The sequence below is a fragment of the Stenotrophomonas sp. 78350_Sma genome, from assembly GCF_056482105.1.
Genome location: NZ_CM151182.1, coordinates 2,859,006 through 2,878,687, shown reverse-complemented (window position 1 = coordinate 2,878,687; position 19,682 = coordinate 2,859,006). Strand labels below are relative to the sequence as shown.

General features: G+C 63.8%; 22 protein-coding genes. 16 read left to right on the top strand and 6 right to left on the bottom strand.

Going from position 1 to position 19,682, the window contains the following annotated elements:
- Window positions 1-19 precede the first annotated feature (19 nt).
- The 10 genes from ACZK4H_RS13410 to ACZK4H_RS13365 all read left to right on the top strand — a co-directional run bounded on the left by ACZK4H_RS13410 (window position 20) and on the right by ACZK4H_RS13365 (window position 10,515).
- Window positions 20-2,467, top strand: a complete 2,448-nt coding sequence (locus tag ACZK4H_RS13410; RefSeq protein WP_099604039.1) for a VirB4 family type IV secretion/conjugal transfer ATPase — start codon at window positions 20-22, stop codon at window positions 2,465-2,467.
- 24 nt (window positions 2,468-2,491) lie between these two features.
- Complete coding sequence (locus tag ACZK4H_RS13405) at window positions 2,492-3,319, top strand: hypothetical protein (protein ID WP_099604555.1); 828 nt, start codon at window positions 2,492-2,494, stop codon at window positions 3,317-3,319.
- Between the two features lie 74 nt (window positions 3,320-3,393).
- Window positions 3,394-4,551, top strand: a complete 1,158-nt coding sequence (locus ACZK4H_RS13400) for a TrbL/VirB6 family protein (protein ID WP_099551001.1) — start codon at window positions 3,394-3,396, stop codon at window positions 4,549-4,551.
- A gap of 14 nt (window positions 4,552-4,565) precedes the next feature.
- A complete protein-coding gene (locus ACZK4H_RS13395; protein ID WP_223846428.1) occupies window positions 4,566-5,084 on the top strand; it encodes a DUF4189 domain-containing protein in 519 nt (172 codons plus the stop codon).
- A gap of 110 nt (window positions 5,085-5,194) precedes the next feature.
- On the top strand, window positions 5,195-5,596 hold the full coding sequence (locus ACZK4H_RS13390) for a DUF4189 domain-containing protein (RefSeq protein WP_099551002.1): 402 nt from the start codon (window positions 5,195-5,197) through the stop codon (window positions 5,594-5,596).
- A gap of 174 nt (window positions 5,597-5,770) precedes the next feature.
- Entirely contained in the window at window positions 5,771-6,313 is a 543-nt protein-coding gene (locus ACZK4H_RS13385) for a DUF4189 domain-containing protein (protein WP_099551003.1), read from the top strand.
- Between the two features lie 380 nt (window positions 6,314-6,693).
- Window positions 6,694-7,230, top strand: coding sequence for a DUF4189 domain-containing protein (locus ACZK4H_RS13380; RefSeq protein ID WP_241896733.1), 537 nt, complete (start codon window positions 6,694-6,696; stop codon window positions 7,228-7,230).
- Window positions 7,231-7,550: 320 nt separating this feature from the next.
- Window positions 7,551-8,087, top strand: a complete 537-nt coding sequence (locus ACZK4H_RS13375) for a hypothetical protein (protein WP_099551005.1) — start codon at window positions 7,551-7,553, stop codon at window positions 8,085-8,087.
- A gap of 57 nt (window positions 8,088-8,144) precedes the next feature.
- Window positions 8,145-9,149, top strand: a complete 1,005-nt coding sequence (locus tag ACZK4H_RS13370; protein WP_099551006.1) for an XVIPCD domain-containing protein — start codon at window positions 8,145-8,147, stop codon at window positions 9,147-9,149.
- Window positions 9,150-9,246: 97 nt separating this feature from the next.
- On the top strand, window positions 9,247-10,515 hold the full coding sequence (locus ACZK4H_RS13365) for a hypothetical protein (protein WP_428843493.1): 1,269 nt from the start codon (window positions 9,247-9,249) through the stop codon (window positions 10,513-10,515).
- Between the two features lie 54 nt (window positions 10,516-10,569).
- Here ACZK4H_RS13365 and ACZK4H_RS13360 read toward each other — a convergent pair whose 3' ends face one another.
- From ACZK4H_RS13360 to ACZK4H_RS13350, 3 genes are read right to left on the bottom strand one after another with little or no spacing between them, the layout of a single operon-like run.
- Complete coding sequence (locus ACZK4H_RS13360) at window positions 10,570-11,895, bottom strand: XVIPCD domain-containing protein (protein ID WP_099551007.1); 1,326 nt, start codon at window positions 11,893-11,895, stop codon at window positions 10,570-10,572.
- On the bottom strand, window positions 11,892-12,545 hold the full coding sequence (locus ACZK4H_RS13355; protein WP_099551008.1) for a hypothetical protein: 654 nt from the start codon (window positions 12,543-12,545) through the stop codon (window positions 11,892-11,894). The genes ACZK4H_RS13360 and ACZK4H_RS13355 overlap by 4 nt, the downstream gene beginning before the upstream one ends.
- Window positions 12,546-12,585: 40 nt before the next feature.
- Entirely contained in the window at window positions 12,586-13,242 is a 657-nt protein-coding gene (locus tag ACZK4H_RS13350) for a hypothetical protein (RefSeq protein ID WP_428843494.1), read from the bottom strand.
- A gap of 274 nt (window positions 13,243-13,516) precedes the next feature.
- On the opposite strand from ACZK4H_RS13350, the gene ACZK4H_RS13345 reads away from it, so the two are divergent.
- Window positions 13,517-14,023, top strand: a complete 507-nt coding sequence (locus ACZK4H_RS13345; protein ID WP_099551010.1) for a GNAT family N-acetyltransferase — start codon at window positions 13,517-13,519, stop codon at window positions 14,021-14,023.
- A 22-nt stretch (window positions 14,024-14,045) separates the two neighbouring features.
- Here ACZK4H_RS13345 and ACZK4H_RS13340 read toward each other — a convergent pair whose 3' ends face one another.
- From ACZK4H_RS13340 to ACZK4H_RS13330, 3 genes are all read right to left on the bottom strand, one after another.
- Entirely contained in the window at window positions 14,046-14,252 is a 207-nt protein-coding gene (locus ACZK4H_RS13340; protein WP_005410107.1) for a hypothetical protein, read from the bottom strand.
- 56 nt (window positions 14,253-14,308) lie between these two features.
- Complete coding sequence (locus ACZK4H_RS13335) at window positions 14,309-14,746, bottom strand: acetyltransferase (protein ID WP_099551022.1); 438 nt, start codon at window positions 14,744-14,746, stop codon at window positions 14,309-14,311.
- 68 nt (window positions 14,747-14,814) lie between these two features.
- Window positions 14,815-15,582: an NAD(P)H-dependent oxidoreductase gene (locus ACZK4H_RS13330; RefSeq protein WP_099551011.1), complete on the bottom strand. Its 768-nt coding sequence runs from the start codon at window positions 15,580-15,582 to the stop codon at window positions 14,815-14,817.
- Between the two features lie 78 nt (window positions 15,583-15,660).
- Between ACZK4H_RS13330 and ACZK4H_RS13325 the strand changes: the two genes are divergently transcribed.
- The 5 genes from ACZK4H_RS13325 to ACZK4H_RS13305 all read left to right on the top strand — a co-directional run bounded on the left by ACZK4H_RS13325 (window position 15,661) and on the right by ACZK4H_RS13305 (window position 19,558).
- Entirely contained in the window at window positions 15,661-16,020 is a 360-nt protein-coding gene (locus ACZK4H_RS13325; RefSeq protein WP_099551012.1) for a winged helix-turn-helix transcriptional regulator, read from the top strand.
- A 75-nt stretch (window positions 16,021-16,095) separates the two neighbouring features.
- Entirely contained in the window at window positions 16,096-16,620 is a 525-nt protein-coding gene (tadA, locus tag ACZK4H_RS13320; protein ID WP_099551013.1) for a tRNA adenosine(34) deaminase TadA, read from the top strand.
- A 75-nt stretch (window positions 16,621-16,695) separates the two neighbouring features.
- Entirely contained in the window at window positions 16,696-17,268 is a 573-nt protein-coding gene (gene orn / locus ACZK4H_RS13315; RefSeq protein WP_099551014.1) for an oligoribonuclease, read from the top strand.
- 159 nt (window positions 17,269-17,427) lie between these two features.
- Window positions 17,428-18,303, top strand: coding sequence for an EcsC family protein (locus tag ACZK4H_RS13310; RefSeq protein WP_099551015.1), 876 nt, complete (start codon window positions 17,428-17,430; stop codon window positions 18,301-18,303).
- 139 nt (window positions 18,304-18,442) lie between these two features.
- Window positions 18,443-19,558 carry an alkene reductase gene (locus ACZK4H_RS13305; protein WP_099551023.1) on the top strand — a complete coding sequence of 372 codons (1,116 nt, stop codon included), beginning with the start codon at window positions 18,443-18,445 and terminating at the stop codon, window positions 19,556-19,558.
- Window positions 19,559-19,682: the final 124 nt, after the last annotated feature.

Sequence of the window (19,682 nt, the reverse complement as noted above, 5' to 3'; positions counted from 1 at the left end):
ACCTTTTGGAAGCAGTCGTATGTTCAACCCAGATACCTCCATCAGCGAATTCATTCCCCTGTCGTCGCACGTGGCTCCGAATGTGGTGAAGACCACGGGCGGCGACTACCTGTTGACCTGGCACCTGGAAGGGCTGCCGTTCGTGGGGCGCGAAGAATGGGAGCTTGAGCATCGGCACAATACTTTCAACCGGTTGCTGCAGACGCTGCGTGCGCCGGATTTTGTCAACGTCGCCTTCTGGGTGCATGACATCCGCCGCCGTCGCACCCTGAAGGGAAAGAGCCATTACAAGCAGCGCTTCAACCAGGATGTGTCCGACCAGTACATGGGCATGCTGTCCTCGCAGCGCATCATGCAGAACGAGCTGTACCTGACGATGATCTATCGTCCGGTGGTGGCGGGAAAGCGCTTCGTGGAGAAGTCTGCGAACGTGGACAAGCTGCGCGCCGAGCAGGAGCAGGCGGTCGAGAAGCTGATGGAGCTGGCCGGGAACGTCGAGGCGGTGATCCGCGACTACGCGCCGTACCGGCTCGGCATGTACGAAGCCAAGAACGGCGTGGTGTTTTCCGAGACGCTGGAGCTGTTCGGCTACCTGATCAACCGCATCGATGAGCCGGTGCCGGTACTGTCGGCGCCAGTGAAAGACTATCTTCCGGTCAGCCGGCACATGTTCTCTGCCAAGACCGGCGATTTCGTGATCAATACGCCCAATGGCGTCAATCATTTCGGCGCAATCCTGAATATCAAGGAATATGCCGAGGGGACCTATCCGGGCATCCTCAATGGTCTGAAGTATCTGGACTACGAGTACGTCATCACCCATTCGTTCAGCCCGATGGGGCGCCAGGACGCCTTGAAGGTGCTGGACCGGACCAAGGGCATGATGATCTCCTCGGGCGACAAGGCGGTCAGCCAGATCGTTGAACTCGACCAGGCGATGGATCATCTGTCGTCAGGCAACTTCGTGCTGGGCGAGTACCACTTCATCATGGCGGTCTACGGCGACAGCCAGGCCAAGCTGTCGCAGAACGTGGCCTCGACCCGTGCCGAGCTGTCCAACGCCGGATTCGTGTCGACCAAGGAAGATCTGGCGGTCACCTCGTCGTTCTATTCGCAGCTGCCGGCCAACTGGCGCTTCCGCACGCGGCTGGCCAACGTCAGCTCGCTGAACTTCCTCGGCCTGTCGCCGCTGCACAATTTCGCCACCGGCAAGCAGCACAACAACCCGTGGGGTGACTGCGTGACCACGCTGCAGACCACCAACGGCCAGCCGTACTACTTCAATTTCCACGCGACCCATCCATCCGAGAATTCGCTGGGTGAGAAGGCGATCGCGAATACCATGGTGATCGGCAAGTCCGGTACCGGTAAGACCGCGCTGATCAACTTCCTGCTCAGCCAGGTGCAGAAGTACGAACCGTCGCCGACCATCTTCTTCTTCGACAAGGACCGCGGCGCCGAGATCTTCGTGCGCGCCTGTGGTGGCAACTACCTGGCCCTGGAGAATGGTGCGCCGACCGGCTTCAACCCGTTCCAGTGCGAGAACAGCGAATCCAACGTGCAGTTCCTGGCCGACCTGATCAAGGTGCTGGCCGGCAAGCGCGAGTACAGCGCCCGCGAGGAAGAGGACATCTACCGCGCGGTGGAGAGCATGCTCGATACGCCGATGCACCTGCGCAGCATGACCAATTTCCAGAAGAGCCTGCCCAACATGGGCGATGACGGTCTCTACGCGCGCATGCGTCGTTGGACCTCGGGCAATTCGCTGGGTTGGGTCTTCGACAATCCGATCGATACGGTGGATCTGAGCAAGGCCAACATCATCGGCTTCGACTACACCGACATCATCGACAACCCCGAAGTGCGCGTGCCGGTCATCAATTACCTGCTGCACCGCCTGGAGTCGCTGATCGACGGTCGTCCGCTGATCTATGTGATGGACGAATTCTGGAAGATCCTGGACGGCGAGGGTGGCCTGAAGGAGTTCGCGAAGAACAAGCAGAAGACCATCCGTAAGCAGAACGGCCTGGGAATCTTCGCCACCCAGAGCCCGGAAGATGCGCTGAAGAGTGACATCTCCGCTGCCCTGATCGAGCAGACCGCCACGCTCATCCTGCTGCCGAACCCGAACGCCAGCAAGAGCGACTACATGGATGGCCTGAAGTTGACCGAGGCGGAGTTCAAGGTGGTCACCGCGCTGGACGAGCGCTCGCGCTGCTTCCTGGTCAAGCAGGGCCATGCTTCCAGTGTCTGCCAGCTCAACCTGCGCGGCATGGACGACATCCTGTCGGTGATCTCGGCCTCGACCGACAACATCGACATCATGCATCGGGTGCTGCAGACGGCTGCGGTCCGCAATCGGATCACTGTGGACGAGCTCACGCCGGAACAGTGGCTGGAGGACTTCTACAAGAACCGAAAGGGCTCTGGTAAAGCCAAGGTCTCTGCCGAAACCGATGCGGCTTGAAAGCCTTCGATCAAACAGCGCTGAATGAAATCCATTCCATTGGAGAAGAACATGAACATGACATCCAGTAATAACAAGCGCCAACGCGGTCTGCGTCAGAAGCGCCTGGCAGCCATCCTGCTGGGGAGCATGGTCATGTTCTCCACGACGTCGGTATCAGCCGGTGGTTACCCTGTTTTCGACCTCAGCAACCTGATGCAGGCGCTGAAGGACGTTGCTCAAGGAAAGGCGCAGATCAAGGCTGATGGGCTGGAGTACGCGGCTCAGGTGACTCGCTGGAAAAAGACGTTCCAGGAATATCAGGACGCGCTGGTCCAGATCCAGGGTCTGATCAACAATTTTGGGCTGCCACCCGGGGCAACGCTCGAGCGTGTTCCAGATGACTACATGGTTGCAGACGTCTGCCGTACTTCAGCAGGCTTCAGTGCAGGAAGCCTGCTGAAGAAGTTCGTCCTCGACACCTCTGGCGACCTGTATGCGCAGCAGCAGCAGCTTTGCGTGAACATCCAGATGATGGAGAACCGCAAGCGCAACGAGACGGTTGAGTTCCTTGAGAAGACCATCCCCAGCATCAATTCGACGCTTGGTGAGATCATGGGTTGGCGTTTTGGCGGGGACGGAAACCTGGCCGGCACGATGTCCGCAGTGAACAGTGACTCCCTGCGTACGGCAAACGACATTGCCAAGCTGCAGCAGGAGTGGGAGGCGCGCATGCGGTCCTACGACGCCTATGAGGAATCAATGAAGGCCAATCAGCGCGTGTTGGCGCGCGTGGCATTGAAAGGCAAGCCGGGCGTCATCTCGCAGCTGGTCAAGACCGCTGCGTTGAAAGGTGCTTTGCACATCGACTGACGTCGCTTGGGGCAGGGGTATAAGCACTTGCCTCATGAGGTTGTCCGGTAGGGATACATCAAGGGATTGCGGAAATGATCAGGTCGATTGCCAATTTTGACTTCAATGGCGGATTCCAGGATTTGATGGGGCACGTGGCACGTGTCCAGTCGATCGGGGATTTCGTGTTCTTCAAGTTCATCTTCGACTTCCTGCGAAGCAAGATAAACAAGTTTGGCATCGACATGATGGGGGAAATGATGCAGTGGGTCGGCGGCATCGCCCTCACGCTCATGACCCTGTGGGTGCTGGTGCAGGGCTTCCGCATCGTGACCGGCCGCAGCCGGGACTCAATGATGGTACTGGTGACCAATATGGCGCGTGCGGCGTTGATCGTCAGCGCGGCCACCACGATGGGCGCGTTCGGCACCAACCTGCAGAGCTTCCTCACCCACGACGTCAAGGAAGAAATCACGAAGGTCGTGACGGGCTCGAACGAATCGCCCGAGGATCAGATCGACAAGAGCCTGGCATGGATGCAGGTCGCGCTTTCCAGTATCGACGCCATTCAGATCATGAATGACGGGGAGTTGCTGGAGGACAAGAAACGGGCACTGTTCTTCATCGGGATGGGCACTGCAGGCCCGGCCATTACCGCTGGTGCGATGCTGATGCTGTATGAAATCGCCATGGCGCTGTTCATCGGCTTCGGCCCATTGTTCATCCTCTGCCTGCTGTTCGAACAGACCAAGCAGCTGTTCCAGCGCTGGCTGTTCTACGGTATCGGCACGATGTTCTCGATGGCCGTACTTGCAGCGATGGTCTCCATCGCGCTGGACATGGTGGTACGTGTAGCGGCCACCTTCTGGACCACGGCGCTGGTGCAGGAGTTCATCCTCAAGGAAAGCATGTCCGACGGCATGACCAGCCAGGCAATGCAGCAGGGAGGCATGGGCCTGATCCTCACCGCGTTGATCCTGACTACACCCCCAATGGCAGCGATGTTCTTCCAGGGTACCTTGGGCACCTTCATGGCATATTCGCAGATAGGTGGTGGCGCCAGTGCCTCGCCAAGTGCTGATGGTCGTCCGCCGGGCATGTCGGCTCCGCCGCCGGCGGCTCCGGAGGCCGCGTCGGGCCACAATGCAGCAAATCCTCAGAACAGTCTGGGCCGAGTGTTTGACGGCACGGGCGGGGCGGGAGGAACCACACCTGGTCAACGTGGCGCGGCGAACGCCAATCAAGGAAATTAGAGGCTGGACTGACGATGAGCGCCAACGGTTTTCTGAAATATCTTTGCTTGTCTTTCGTGTTTATGGGTTCTGCATACATCAATTCTGCGTTAGCAGAAGGCCGCTGCCCGCCGGGCCAGTATCCGATCGGCGATCAGGGAGTGGGCGGCTGTGCTCCCATCCCTGGGGCAGGCCGGAGCGCGCCTGATGAGAATCCCGGGCACTGGGTTAAGACGTGGGGAGCCGTTGCGGGATCCATGAATGGCGATGCGGGTGCATCGACTGGCCATCAGGCCAAGGCCTCGGCCGAGCGACAGGCGATCGAGCGCTGCGGTCACTGGGGAGCAACTGATTGCAAGGTTCTGTACACCTATTACAACCAGTGCTATGCGTCCATCAGAACCGGCCGGCCGGACAATGGAACGATGTTCAACGCGGGTGCTACCAAGGAACAGGCGCTGGAAAGGGCGACGCAGGATTGTCGGAATTCGGGAAGCCAGGAGTGCACGTTCGTCCACTCGGACTGCACCAAGCCCTTCTTTCAGGAGGGCTGATGTGGCGAATCATATTGCCTCCCGTTCTTTGGATGTCGCTTGAAGCACTGCGGAAGGCTTCAAGGAAGATGACGGGTGCGGAGCATCAGACCGCCGAGTGATCAACAGTGATGTCCCAAAAGTCTTGGCAATGGCCGGATTCAAGCATTTGGGTAACATTTCTTGGGTTTTTGACGCTGGCGTTTGCCGTGCTGGTCGTTACTGAAAATGCCAATGCCGAAGGTCGTTGCCCTGGGGGCCAGTACCCGATTGGCGACCAAGGCGTTGGTGGCTGCGCACCCATACCCGGCGCGGCTCAGAGCGCCCCGCAGGAGAATCCCGGGTACTGGGTCAAGACATGGGGTGCTGTCGCCAGCTCGCCTGGAGGAGATGCAGGTTCTGCTACTGGGCATCAGGCCAAGGCTTCGGCAGAGCGCCAAGCCGTCGAACGATGCCGGCAGGGCGGAGCTACCGACTGCACAGTCGTTTTTACCTACTACAACCAATGCTATGCGGTTGTCCGGGCTGCATGACCGGACAATGGCATGAGATTCAACACCGGGGCGACGAAAGAACAGGCGCAGGAGGGGGCAGCCAAGAACTGCAAGGATTTGGGAAGTCAGGCTTGCTCCGTTTTCCATTCTGACTGTACCAAACCGTCCTTCCAGCAAGACTGATCGGTTGTGACGTCATGGAAATTCAAGACAATGGCCGATTTCAAACCTTTACGCGGTAATCCGGCGCTCGTGATTCTCGCGCTGCTGTTAGCTGCACTCCTCGTTGCCAATAACGCCAATGCCGAGGGCCGATGCCCGGCCGGCCAGTATCCCATCGGCGATCAAGGGGTGGGTGGGTGTGCCCCCATCCCTGGAGCGGGGGGGAGCGCCCGTGGGGCGGAACCCGCTGGCCAGTGGCATAAGACGTGGGGTGCCATTGCTTCCTCGCCCAGTACGAACGAAGCAGGCGTGGCGACAGGGAGGGCGACGAAAGAGGATGCGGAGCGTGTCGCTCTCGAGGGATGCGGCATGCACGCTGCTCGCGATTGCCGAATACTCATCGCGTACCGAAACCAGTGTGCCGCTTGGGTAGTTCCTCAGAGCCAAGGCAATGGGGCGCGTGGTGGCGTTGCGAGCGGTCAAGACTTGAAGGAAGCCATTGTGCAGGCACAAAAGATCTGCGTGGATCCGACTGGAACGCAATGCAAAGTTGCCTACTCAGCGTGTTCTGAACCGGTCTATGAGGCGTTCTAGCGAAAGAGCCCTGACTGCCAGTGCCCGGAGCGTGTTGATTCCCCAAGGCAAAGGCAAGCTTGGAGATGCTGATGTGAAGGTGATATTCGTGCGAAGGGCGTCTATTTGATCGGCAGTAATGTGTTGTGCTGGGGTGCTGTACTCCGATCAAGCCTGCGTTGATTCACAATTTGACGCGATTGACCTTGAGCGTTCAGCGTGACTACGCAAGCATGGTGCTTGCCGAGCACTCCGGTTGGAATCGCCGAGTTCTCCAATGATCAGGTACCCGGCCAGCCTGGGCCTGTGTTTGCTCTGCGAAGCATTCCCAATCCGGGAGGCATATTGGGCAACGATCGTCTACTCAGGTCGTCCCACCTCTCACAATGGGCAGCAAAGGAATGGGTGTCCCCATGAAACGAATCCACCTCGCTTTTCTCCCGTGCCTGCTGATTGCAGGCCTGCTGCCGTTCACCGCGCTTGCCGAAGGCAACTGCCCGCAGGGCATGTATCCCATCGGTGGCCAGGGTGTACAGGGCTGTGCGCCCATTCCGGTGAGCAGCTCAGGCTCCCCGTACAACAATCGCCCCAACTGGGCGCAGACCGTGCGCGGCGTGGCAATGGATGCCCGCGGCGATACCTTCATCAGCAACTCGATGCGTTCGCGGGGCAAGGCCAGGCGTGCATCCATGAAGGAGTGCAGGGAGTTCGGGAAGGGCGAATGTACGTTGGCGACCCTGTTCCAGGCGCAATGCGTGGCAGTCGCCCACGCGGGTCTGGGCACTGAAACCACCAGCGTCGCCACGGCCATGTCCGAACAGGGAGCGGTCGTTGTCGCGATGCAGCAATGCAACGCGAAGGCGGCATGGAAGCAGCTGCCGCAGGGGCAATGCGGGATCGCCAGAACGGCCTGCACGGCGGATCTGTTCATCAGGTAAGGCGCCATTCACGCTAAGCCCCGTTTTCTGTGATCAATTCCGCTTTTCGATTTCCTTGCCCTTCGACGCGGCAGAACGCCTCGCGGTAAGCTCCCCGCGCGTCATGAAAATGACGCACCGGTGCCGCCGAATGCAGGAGTTCTTCCGTCCAATGAGGACGCTGTCATCCCCTGCAGCGGGTGACGCTTGCCATCATCACGGCCTTGCCGTACGCAAGGCTATGATCCCTGCCCGCGCAGGCGCGGATAAGCCGGAACGCCGCGTTCCGGCTGGGCAGGGAGGCGGGCATCGGCATGACCACATTGAAGGAGTGGGAGGGGATGGAAGACAGGGTTGGCGCACACATGGACGATGCCCTGGCATTCGTTCCGTCCGGTGCGAACCTGCTGGAAGCTGTCAGGGGCGAGCTCAACGGCGATGGCATCGAGTATCAATTGCTGGTCATCGACCAGCCGACGCCGGAAGGGCTGGTGCCCGGTCAGCACGGACCAAACCGGGTGCTGCTGTTGCTGCGCGCTGACGGGCGCGGGCGTTGGCAGCTGGCCGCGCGCAACGACAAGCTGGTGCCGTGTTCCACCCGGGGTGGCCTGGCCGGCGACCCTTTTGCGTATGCAATGGTCGAGGAAGGCACCTTCAGCGTGATCACCAACGGCGGTAGCCGCGAGCGCTGGAGCAGCACCTACCGGTTCCGCTATGCGCCCGCGGACAAGGCCTGCTGGGTGGACGGGGTGAGACGCAAGGTCGTGGATATCGAGACCGAAGCGACCAACATCCGGGATTACTCGGTGGCGGAACTGGGCAGGGTGCGGTTCGAGGACTTCGACCCGTCCAGTGTCGCCGAGGTGTCGCTTCCATGAGCCAAGCTCCAACCGGCGGAAGGGAATCCGCGCTGATGAAGATTCAGGAGTTGCACTGTGTCGACCGATAGAGAGTCGCAGCTGTTGCGGCAGGCGACCAAAGCCGGCATCGACTCCCCGCTTGAACTGGCCAATTTCATGGCCCAGGCAGGGCACGAGTCGCGCGGCTTGAGCCGGCTCAACGAGAGTTTCAACTTCACCCGGGGAATCTCGCAGATCCCGGTGGAGGCTGCGTGGCGCAATGGCAACGCTGCGCTGGAGAGCGCCCGCCAGGAAGCGCTGCGTGGCCGCCCGGAAAACCTGGCCGAGCTGATGTACGGCGGGCGCATGGGCAACGACGCGCCTGGTGACGCGCTGAAGTACCACGGCCGCGGCTATCTGCCGTTGGTCGGCAAGGAGAATTACGAGCGCGCCGGCAAGGCGCTGGATCTGGACCTGGTGAATCACCCGGAACTGGCCGCGCAGCCCGAGCACGCAGGCCGTATTGCCGTATGGCAGTGGCAGACACGGGTGCCGGAGGCGGCGCGCCAGGATGTGCGCGAAGCAACGCATGCACTCAATGGCGCGCTCAATGGCATCGAGGCGCGCCGGCAACGCTTCGAGGTCTGGCAACAGAAGCTGACGCCGGACGTGATGGCGCGATTGGATCGAGGTGAAGTCGGTGCGCAGGCGCAGAGTGTTGCCCGTGACATGTCGCACGCCGGTGAGCCCGGCAATGCGTTGTTCGAGGATGCGCGCCGGCACCTGCAGCAGCTGGGACCGCAGAGTGGGCTGCGCAATGCACAGGATCTCGACAATGCCGCTGGTGCGTTGGCGTTGGGCGCGCAGAAGGCGGGGCTGTCGCGCATTGATCATCTGCTGGCCGGCAACGACGGCCGCACGCTGTTTGCGGTGCAGGGCACGTTGGGTGATCCGGCCATGCTGCGTGCGTCCGTAGACCGGGAGCAGGCCGCACAGCAGCCACTGGCACAGAGCAGCCAGCAGTTGGCGGCCAGTGTTGCGCAACAGGACCCGGCGGCCGCACTCGCCCGCGAACAGGAGCAGCGTTCTCGATCCATGTAACACCTGATGCCGGCGGGCAGGGGGCCCCGCCGGTGCTTTACGTACGACGCGTGGCGCCCTGTGGCGCCGACATGGAAACCCAACGTAAGGACACTACATGCGAATCGTTCCCTTGAAGGCCCGGCACGCGGCTGCCCGCTGCAATCCATCCGCGCGCCGTCTGCCGCCGCTCTGGCTGCTGTCACTTGGACTAGCCGCAGCGTCGGCACAGGCTCAGGAGGCAGCGGTACCCGTCGGGGAGGCGCCCCTTGCTGCCGGGGCGCCCGTTGCCCCGCCTGCAGGGGCGGCGCCCGTTGCAGCACCCACGGCGGCGCATGCCGTTGTTGCTGCGCCGGCTCCCGAAGTACCAGTTGCCGTGACACCTCCTGCGGCACCTGGGGTGGACGCGCAGGCGATGCCGTCTGCGGAACCGGCGCCCGTGCCCGTTGTGCCCTCAGTGGCGGCGCCTGTGGCTGCACCGCCTGCCGCCGTCGAGCCAACCGTTCCGGCGATGGCACCGGCACCGCCCGCATTGGCCATCGTGCCGTTGCCGCCCGAGCAGGCGACCGAGCGTGCGCTCGGTGCCCGTTGTCCGGTGGATCTGGCCGGGCGACTGGCGGCCCAGGGCGAGCTGCTGATCGGCGCCTGCCAGGGCACGATGCCGGCGCATCTGGCCGCGCTGCTGGTCGCGCTGCCCCAGCAGGACATCCACCTGCCGCGCAGCTGGCGCGAGCGTGAGGTGCGGCAGAAGACGTGGTTCAAGGCGGCGCCGGGCTATGGCCAGCGCCCGGACTTCATCGTGCGGATGGGCGACATCTGGGTGCGCTCGCTGGAAGGGCGCGACGTCGGCAGCACGTTCTATCTGGTGTCAGCGCCGTTCACCTGCAGCGATCAGGTCGCCAACCGTGATGAGTACGGCGCGGAGCCGGTCCGCGTGCCAGCGGGGGATTGCCGCGAGGCCTATGTGGCCCAGCGTGTGTATCAGGTCCGCGGCGATGCCGCACCGCGGGATGTAACGGCCGAGGCCATGCCGGCCATGCCGCCGTTGACGGAAGCCGATCGCGCACGCCAGCTGGCCCGCGAAGGCCGGATCACACTGGACCACAGCAAGCTGCAGTACGGCCCGGCCATGCGATGGTTCGTGCAGTACCCGGAGTCGGCGCAGAAGGGCGGTCCGCGTGCCTACAGTGACTGGAACCGCGAGCACCTGGCCTTCGTGGTCTGGACCGGGGATCGCTTCGAGCTGCGCGAGAAGGTTTCGCGCAGCCAGTGGCCCTGTGACCCGGTGGCGCCGGGGGACCGGGCCTGTGGCGGCTTCCCGGATTCTGGCCCGGATCTGTTTGTGACCGCCAGTACGTCCGCGCCGGTCGCGGCCACCAGCCCCTGAGGCGCGATGCTGAAGTAAAGCGGGAGCCGGAATGACCGGCTCCCGCGCTGGCCATCAGGCCTGCATGCTGCGGGTCTGGTTCTGCTGCTGTTCCAGCTGCTGGTCGCGCTCCAGTGCAAGGCGCTGCCCCGTGGCCTGCTGGTCGATGCGCTGGCTGCTCTGTTCCAGCGGTGTGTTCATCGCCACCGCCGTATCCACCGACACGCGAAGGTGAGCGGGGTCGCCGCCCTGGCCCTGCACCGCGAAGCTGCGCGAGGCATCGGCATTCATCACCACTTCGTCGATGCGCTTGCCACCTGCCGCGTGCATCTCCGCCGCCAGGCTACCGGCCAACTGCGTACTCATCACATCCGGCACGCGGCCGACGCGAACGTCCTGCGCATGCACGCCACGGATCGCATCGTTGAACAGCGGGTTGCCCAGGTGGTTGGCATCGTCCATGCGCAGCATGCTGGTGTGATGGCCGTTCTTCTCCGCCTCGCGACGGGCCGGCTCACCGGGTTGCAGCGGGCCACGGATGTGGTCGTACAGATCGATGGCGCCGCCCGGGATACCGCGTGCCGCGCGGGTGACGCCACGGCGCAGTGACTCGACGTCATCGCGGTACTCCTCGATCATCTTGGCGTTGTCTTTCGCCAGCTTCTGGGTTTCTGGATGTTTCAGCACCGAGCCTTCGTCGAGGAAGTTGCCCAGTTTGTGCGCGCCGAACGAGCTGGTCGCCGCAATGATCGGCCGGTCCGGAATCAGATCACGCAGGGCGTGATTGCTGAAGCCGTTTGCCGCGAGCGTCTTGATCTCGTCGGGCTTGGCATAGATGCGGACCTGACCGAAGTGCGGCGAGGCAGCGCTGACCGGATCGGACGCCATGACGTGGTTGATCATGGTGTTTCCGCCTTCCGGGATGCGGTAGCTGAGGCTGACCGCGCCGTAGGCATTGAATGTCTCGCCCTTGACGTTGAAGTGGTGCGAGGTGATCTGGGCGAGGGCGCCGCCGAGGGAATGACCGGTGACGGTGACCTGGGGCGCGCGGCCTCCAAATGCAGCTTCCTGCTTCGCGTAGTCCAGCGCGCTCTTGGTCAGAGCGATGGCATCGGGGGCCTGCACATTGGTGCGGGCAACCACCATGCCTCCGTCGGTGAGGATCGCATCACGGGCGATCTGCTCGGTGCCGCGGTGGGCGACGACGATCTCGTTGGTATCGGTGCGCTGGTAGATGGTGCCCTGATAGCCGTTGAGCCGGTTGTCGACGTGCTGCAGTACCTTGTACTCGTGCCCGTTGAGGATGACTTTCTCTTCCTGGCCCGGCGCGCGCCGGCCGACCGCGCGATCCTTGTAGGCGTCATCGGACAGCGCGGCATAGTCCTGGCTGGTGATGGTCATGGGGTGACCTCGCTGGCGCTGAGGCTCATGGTGAACAGCTTGCCCTGCAGCTCGGCGACGTAGTCGGCAGGGTTGGACTTGCCGGTGGCCGGATAGTCGGCTGCAAGCGGCGCGCGCGGATAGGCCGCGTCCGGATAGTAGAGGGTGTGCGCGCTGCCTTCGGTCAGCGGCTTGGCGTCGACGAAGGTCAGGAAGCGGGTCTCGCCTTCGGCGCCGGTGGCCTTCAACATCGCGCCGGCACCGCTGAACTGCCACCGGCAGACGCCGCGGCCGTAGTAGTCCTCATCCAGCATGCGGTCGAGATAGACGGTGCCGCGATACTCGCCGTCGGTAATCTTGCGCAGCTGCACCGGCTCCTGGCTGGTGATGCGTGCGGCGGTGCCGGTGGCCGGTTCGATGTGGCCGCACTGGTCTTCGTTGCTGACATCGTACTGGGCGACGCCCTCGACGACCGCGAAATCACCGGGGGCGTCCTTCAGGCGCAGGACCAGTTCATAGGCCTTGCGCGGGTTGGGGTTGAGCTTGGCGAGGCCGCGCCCACCCTGGGCGACATCGGCTTCAGCAGCGGCACGTTCCTGGTTCATGGCGGTCTCCGGGTTGCAGGCGGTCAATAGAAGCAGAGCAAGGCACGGAATCATCTTGTGGCGCAATGTCGGCCTCCTTGGGGGTAGGGGTTATTGAACTGGCAGCTCATGGCACGAGCTTCTGCACAGTGGTGGTGGTTGAGAACAGCGCGTCGCGCAGATCTTCGCTGTACCCCGACGGATCTTCCTCGCCACTGGCGCCAAAGTTGGCGACAGTGTCGGCGCGCGGATAGATAAGGTTTGGGTAATAAAGCGTAAGAGGTGAGTCGCTCTCCATGCGCTCCTTGTCGACGAACGTAAGGAATCGCGTATCCGCCTCGCCGGTCGTAGCGCGCAACATCGCACCGACACCCGTCAGCGTCCAATGGCAGACGCCACGCCCGTAGTAATCCTCGTCCTGCATGCGGTCGAGGTAGAACGTACCGCGGGATTCGTTCTCGTCGACCTTGTGTAGTTCCACCAACTCCTGGCTGGTGATACGGCTGGCGGTACCGGTCGCCCACAGGACCCGGCCGCAGTCCCTGTGGTTGCTGACGGCGTACTGGGCAACTCCCTCGACCACCGCGAAGGGACCGGGGGCATCCTTCAGGGTCAGTACCAGCTCGTAGCCCTGCTGCGGTGACGGGTTGAGCTTGGCCAGGCCGCGTCCACCTGCGGCAACGTCACGCTCTGCGTCCGCGTAAGGCGAGCAGGCCGTCAGCGCCAGCAAGAGGCCCATCGGTACCAGATGGCGTCCCTTGCGTGTCGGCATGGCTACATCCATGGCGGCATCCTGCATCGTGCGTCCGTGTCCATATATCCTTCCCTGGTGACAGGTTTATCGATTATGGAGTGTTCTGGAAACCTGGCGCCAGCTGCGGCAAGGCGTGGGTGACGGAATTTTGACGCATTCAGAGTTCGGCGGCGTCGCCGAATCGATTGCGGCACAGGCGATTCGAGGTTCGCGGAGCGATTACGCTTCGCGTTCGGCATTTCTCCATAAATTTGTGACAGAAATCACTAGTTCACGCAGCTCTCACGCAAGCGAACATTACGCAATGAACTACGCGATCCGTGCCGAAGCCATTGATGATCACGCCACCCTCCATGCGCTCACCGAGGCCGCATTCCGGGACGCTGCGCACAGCAGCCATACCGAGCAGTTCATCGTCGATGCGTTGCGTTCGCGTGGGGAACTGAGCATTTCGCTTGTCGCCGAAGCTCAGGGCCAGGTGGTCGGACACATTGCACTGTCGCCGGTGACGATCAGCGATGGCAGCACGGGCTGGTTTGGCCTGGGCCCGATTTCGGTATTGCCCGCGTGGCAGGGGCAGGGCATCGGTGCGGCCCTGATGCATGCCGCACTTGAAGCACTGCGTCAGCAGGGTGCACATGGCTGTGTATTGCTGGGTGAGCCGGCCTATTACGGTCGCTTCGGCTTCCGTGCCGAGCCGGGCCTGGTGCTGCCGGGTGTGCCGCCGGAGTACTTCCAGGCACTTTGCCTGCAGCCTCCGTTGGCACAGGGCGAGGTGCAGTACTCACCGGCCTTCGAGGCAACGGCCTGATCCGGGCCTGGCTCGTTTCTGCTCAGGGCGCGCGCCAGACGGTCGGTTCGGGTTGCGGCTTCGGAATGCGGTAACCGCCGATGTGCTCAAGCAGTTCATTGGTACGGCGCTGCTCGACCAGTACCTCACGCAGCAGGTTGCGCACGGCGAAGATGGCGAACGGCACCAGGATCCAGACCAGGCTGATGCCCAGCGCAAACAGGGTCAGCAGGGCTTTTGCACCATCCATGCGGCATTCCTGGGTCGAAAGCAGCCACGCTAGCACGTGGCTGCTGCCGACGGATGTCAGCCGTTGTGCCGAAGGTGGATCAGCGGATACGGACGGCCTTGCGAATCGAGTGGTGAGCGGCCGCTTTCGACGAAGCCCATGCGCAGGTAGAAGCCGACGGCCTGTGCGTTCTGTTCGTTGACGTCAGTGCTCAGCTGCGGATGCTGGGCCAGTGCGTGCTGCAGCAGTTGCCGGCCGATGCCGGTGCCACGTACGTCTGGATCGATGAACAGCGCTTCCATGTGCGTGCCGTCGATCAGCATGAAACCGAGGGGGCGGTCCTGAGCGTCGACGGCCACGGTCATCGGTGCCTGCGGCAGGAAACCGGCGACTTCGGCACCGATCGCCTGGCGATCTTCCGCGCTGAGGAAGTCATGGGTGGCGTCGACGGCGCGGCGCCAGAGGTCGACAAGGGCGGCGCCGTCGTCGGCGCGCGAGGGACGGAGGGTGGTCATATGTTCACCAAGGTGCTTGACAGGAATGCGCAGTATGAAGCTTTCCGGCCGTGCCTGCAGGTGCGGATTCATCCCGCGTTGCGATGGCGGATGAAGGGACTGTAGGCAGTCGCTTCCGCGCGCAGTACCACACCATCCTCGAAATCGCCGCTGTCGTTGAAGGGCACGGTGGGCCACTGCGGCCATTGCGCCAGGCGTTCGCGGTAGTAGTGGGTTGCTGCGGCCAGTGCCTCGTCGTGTGCCTGCACGCGCTCCGGTGCCAGCCCGGAACGTACGCCATGCACCACATGCGGCTCCATCACCTCGAAGCCGACGTAGCGCAGGCTGTACATCAACGGCCAAAGCAGCAATTGGGTATCGCCTTCGCGGCCATCGACCGCGCAGGCCCGCGCCGACGAACCGGTTGTCACGCTCAGCAACGCACGCTTGCCCTGCATCACGCCATGTTCGTGACGCTGCCGGCTGGTGTACATCGGCCCGTAGACCAGCACGCGGTCCAGCCAACCCTTGAGGATGGCCGGCGCCGCGAACCACCACAGCGGGAACTGCAGGATCACCAGGTCTGCGGCCCGCAGCAGGTGTAGATGACGTTGCACATCGGCGGGCAACTGGTCGCGTTCGGCGTTGTAGCGTTGTTCGCGCTGGGCATCGAAGCGGTCCGGTCGCAGGCGCCGTGGATGGTGCCAGGCCGCTTCCAGCGGATCGAAGGCTTCTGCATACAGGTCGACCACGTCCACCTGCAGGTGGTCGTGTCGCAGCTGCTCGGCCGCCTGCACGGCCAGGTGGGCGTTGAAGGAGCGGGGTTCGGGGTGGGCAAGCAGGATGAGGGCGCGCATGGGGCGAGGTGTTCGTGGAGTGTGCGACCATCCTCGCGGTGCCGGTATGCCCCGGCAATTACGCACCTTGAGGTAACCATGGCGTTCCCCGGAAATGTCTATGCCGCCGATTGCTCGGCGCGCGATGCGCTGGCGCTGATCTCCGGCAAGTGGGTGATGCTGCTGTTGCCGGCGTTGGCGCAGGGCCCGCAACGCAACGGTGCGCTGCTGCGGAAGATCGAAGGCATCTCGCAGAAGGTGTTGACCCAGACCCTGCGGCAGCTGGAGCGCAATGGCCTGGTCGAGCGGTGCGAACTGGGTAGCAAACCCTTGCATGTGGAGTACCACCTGACCGAGGTCGCGCGCGGCCTGGTCGAGACGCTGTCCGCTCTGGACCGCTGGGCCGAGCACAACTTCCCGGCGCTCGACGCGGCCCGCGAGCGTTTCGACGCACGTTAGCGGCGCCTGCACGGCCCCGGGCGTACAATGCGGCCCCGGCGGCCATCCTGGCCCAGGTGAAAAGCGAGAACCGCCATGACCGATGTCCTGGGTGTACCGGTGCACGACGCTGATGAACACTGGATGCGCCATGCACTGGCCTTGGCCGAGCGCGCACAGCGTGAGTTCGATGAGATCCCGGTTGGTGCGGTGCTGGTAAGCGCCGATGGCCAGCTGCTGGGCGAGGGCTGGAACCTCAATATCGCCTCGCACGATCCCAGCGCGCATGCCGAGATCGTGGCCATGCGGGCAGGGGGGAAGCTGCTGGCCAACCATCGCCTGCTGGGCAGCACCCTGTACGTGACCCTCGAGCCGTGCGCGATGTGCGCGATGGCGGTCGTGCATGCACGGGTATCGCGCCTGGTCTACGGCGCCAGTGATCCAAAGACCGGTGCCTGCGGCAGTGTGTTCGACCTGCTCGGCGATGCCCGCCACAACCACCGGGTCGAGATCCACGGCGGGGTGCTGGCCAAGGAAGCGAGCACGCGCCTGACCAATTACTTCCGTGCCAAGCGCGGCAAGCCGCCGCTGCTGCTGGAAGACCACGTCGGCGAGGGCTGAGGGGCGAACGGGTATGATGGGCGCCTCTTTCCTTCACCGGTAGGCCGCGCGCCTGCCCAGCAACGAGGCGACACAATGGCGGACACCGGCGCGGCCAACGAACGACTGATCTGGATCGACCTGGAAATGACCGGGTTGGACACCGACAACGATTCGATCATCGAGATCGCCACCGTGGTCACCGACGCCCAGCTCAACGTGCTGGCCGAAGGTCCGGAATTCGCCATCCATCATCCGCTGGAAACGCTGGAGGCGATGGACGAGTGGAATCGCAACCAGCATCGTCGTTCGGGCCTGTGGCAGCGCGTGGTGGACAGCACCACCACCCTCGGCCAGGCCGAGGCGCAGACGGTGAACTTCCTGGCGCAGTGGATCCCGTCGGGCCTCTCGCCGATGTGTGGCAACTCGATCTGCCAGGACCGCCGCTTCCTGCACCGCCAGATGCCGCGCCTGGAGAAGTACTTCCACTACCGCAACCTGGACGTGTCCACGGTGAAGGAACTGGCAAAGCGCTGGGCGCCGACCGTGGCCGCTGGCGTCGGCAAGAACAGCAACCACACCGCGTTGAGTGACGTGCACGATTCGATCGCCGAGCTGCGCCACTATCGCCAGTTCATGGGCGCGCTGTCGGGCTTGCCCACGACCTGAACAACGACGCCGGGCTTGGCCCGGCGCTACCGGGTGACACGCGACTTGGTAGTGCCGGCCGCTGGCCGGCAATTCGGCGGCTTTCGTGAGGTGTATCGGGTTGCCGGCCAGCGGCCGGCACCACCCTCCGTTCAACTCCCTGGCGCTAAGATCGGCGCCATGAACGAGCCCATCCTGCTTCCCCGCGATATTGCCCACGACGCCCGCGACTGGTCCGACCTGCAGCGGGCGGTGGCCCTGCTGGAAGCGCCAACCCTGACCGCGCGCATGGCCAATCTGGTCGGCACGCCGCTGGAGTTCGCGGTGAAGGCGCTGCCCAGCTCGGTCTCCAACCGCATCCACGGTGCGGTGCAGGCGGCGCTGTCCAAGTCGGCGCAGGCGGCGCTGTGGAGCATGGACAACACCCCCGGCAAGGGCGCATCCACCCGCTGGCACAAGCTGGCCGCAGCGACCTCCGGTGCGGTGGGCGGCGCCTTTGGCTTTGCCGCGCTGTTCATCGAGCTGCCGGTGTCGACCACCATCATGATGCGTGCGGTGGCCGACGTGGCCCGCAGCGAAGGCTTCGACCTGTCCGAGTTCAGCACCCGGCAGGCCTGCCTGGAGGTGTTCGCGCTGGGCGGCAACTCGCCGCGCGATGACGCCAGCGAGACCGGCTATTACCTGGCCCGCGGCTTCACCACCGACGTGATGCGCCACCTGTCGGCCGAGCTGGCCGGGCGCGTGGTGACCGGCCGCGACCTGACCCTGGGCGTGGCACCGAAGGAGGCCGGCAAGCTGCTGGCGAAGATGGTGGAGAAGGTGGCAGCGCGCTTCGGCGTGGTCGTCACCGAGAAATTCGCTGCGCAGGCGGTGCCGATTGTCGGTGCCGCCGCCGGCGCAACACTGAATACCATGTTCACCGACTACTACCAGGACATGGCGCGTGGCCACTTCATCGTGCGCCGACTGGAGCTGAAGTACGGGGAAGACGTGGTGCGCACCTGCTATGACCGGGTGGCGCATGGCGCGATCAGGATCGAGCCCAGCCTGGAGTAGATCCACGCCGTGCGTGGATGAGCCTTCATGCATGGCCATCCTTGCCTGCCGGGCACAACTGTTTTGCCACAACACGCCTGTTGCCTTTCGCAGGCGGTCCCCATTCTTGCTGGCACTCCCCCCGCAAGAGATGTCCGCCATGTTGTTCACCTCCCACCGCCTGGGCGCGCTGACGCTCCCCAACCGCATCGTGATGCCGCCGATGACCCGCTCGCGCGCCGCCGACGGCAACGTCGCCACCGCGGAAATGGCCGCCTACTACGCGCAGCGCGCCGGTGCCGGCCTGATTGTCAGCGAAGGCACCCAGATCAGCCAGCAGGGCCAGGGCTATGCCTGGACCCCGGGCATCCACAGCGCCGAACAGATGCAGGGCTGGCGCCAGGTGACCGATGCGGTGCACGCCGCCGGCGGCCGCATCTACGCCCAGCTGTGGCACGTGGGCCGCGTTTCACACGTGGCGCTGCAGCCGGACGGTGGCGCACCGGTATCGTCGTCGGCCCTGCTGGCTGAAGGCGTGAAGGTGTTCGTCGATCCGACCGGTGCCGGTCCGGAGGCGGGCGTGGGGGAGATGATCCAGCACTCGATGCCGCGCGCGCTGGCCGAAGACGAGATTCCGGGCATCGTCGCCGATTATGCGCAGGCCGCGCGCAACGCGCTGGAGGCGGGCTTCGATGGCGTCGAGCTGCACGGGGCCAATGGCTACCTGATCAACCAGTTCATCGACTCGCAGGCCAACCGGCGCACTGACGGCTATGGCGGCGCGTTGCAGAACCGGCTGCGCTTCCTGCGAGAGGTGGTGCAGGCGGTAGTGGCAGTAGCCGGCGGTGATCGCGTGGGCGTGCGCCTGGCGCCGCTGACCACGCTGCAGGGGGCGGTGGACGATACGCCGCAGGCGACCTATCTGGCTGCCGCACACCTGCTCGGTGAGATGGGCGTGGGCTACCTGCACATTGCAGAGGCCGACTGGGATGATGCACCGCCGATGCCGGTGGCCTTCAAGCAGGCGCTGCGCATGATCTACCCGGGCACGCTGATCTACGCCGGCAAGTACACCGCCGAGCGCGCCGAGCAGGCATTGGCGGAAGGCTGGGCCGACCTGATCGGCTTCGGTCGCCCCTTCATCGCCAACCCGGACCTGCCGGAGCGCCTGCGCCTGGGTGCGGATCTGAATCCGCCGGACCGTGCGACGTTCTTTGGCGGTGGTGCGGTCGGCTTCACCGATTACCCGACGCTGGAAGAGAGCGTCGCTGCCTGATTCTGGAGGCTGCCGGCCAGCGGCCGGCACTACCGGTGTATGGAGATGGGGTGGGTGCCGGCCATCGGCCGGCACTACCAGGGTGCGCGGGGCAGGGTAGTGCCGGCCGCTGGCCGGCATTTCT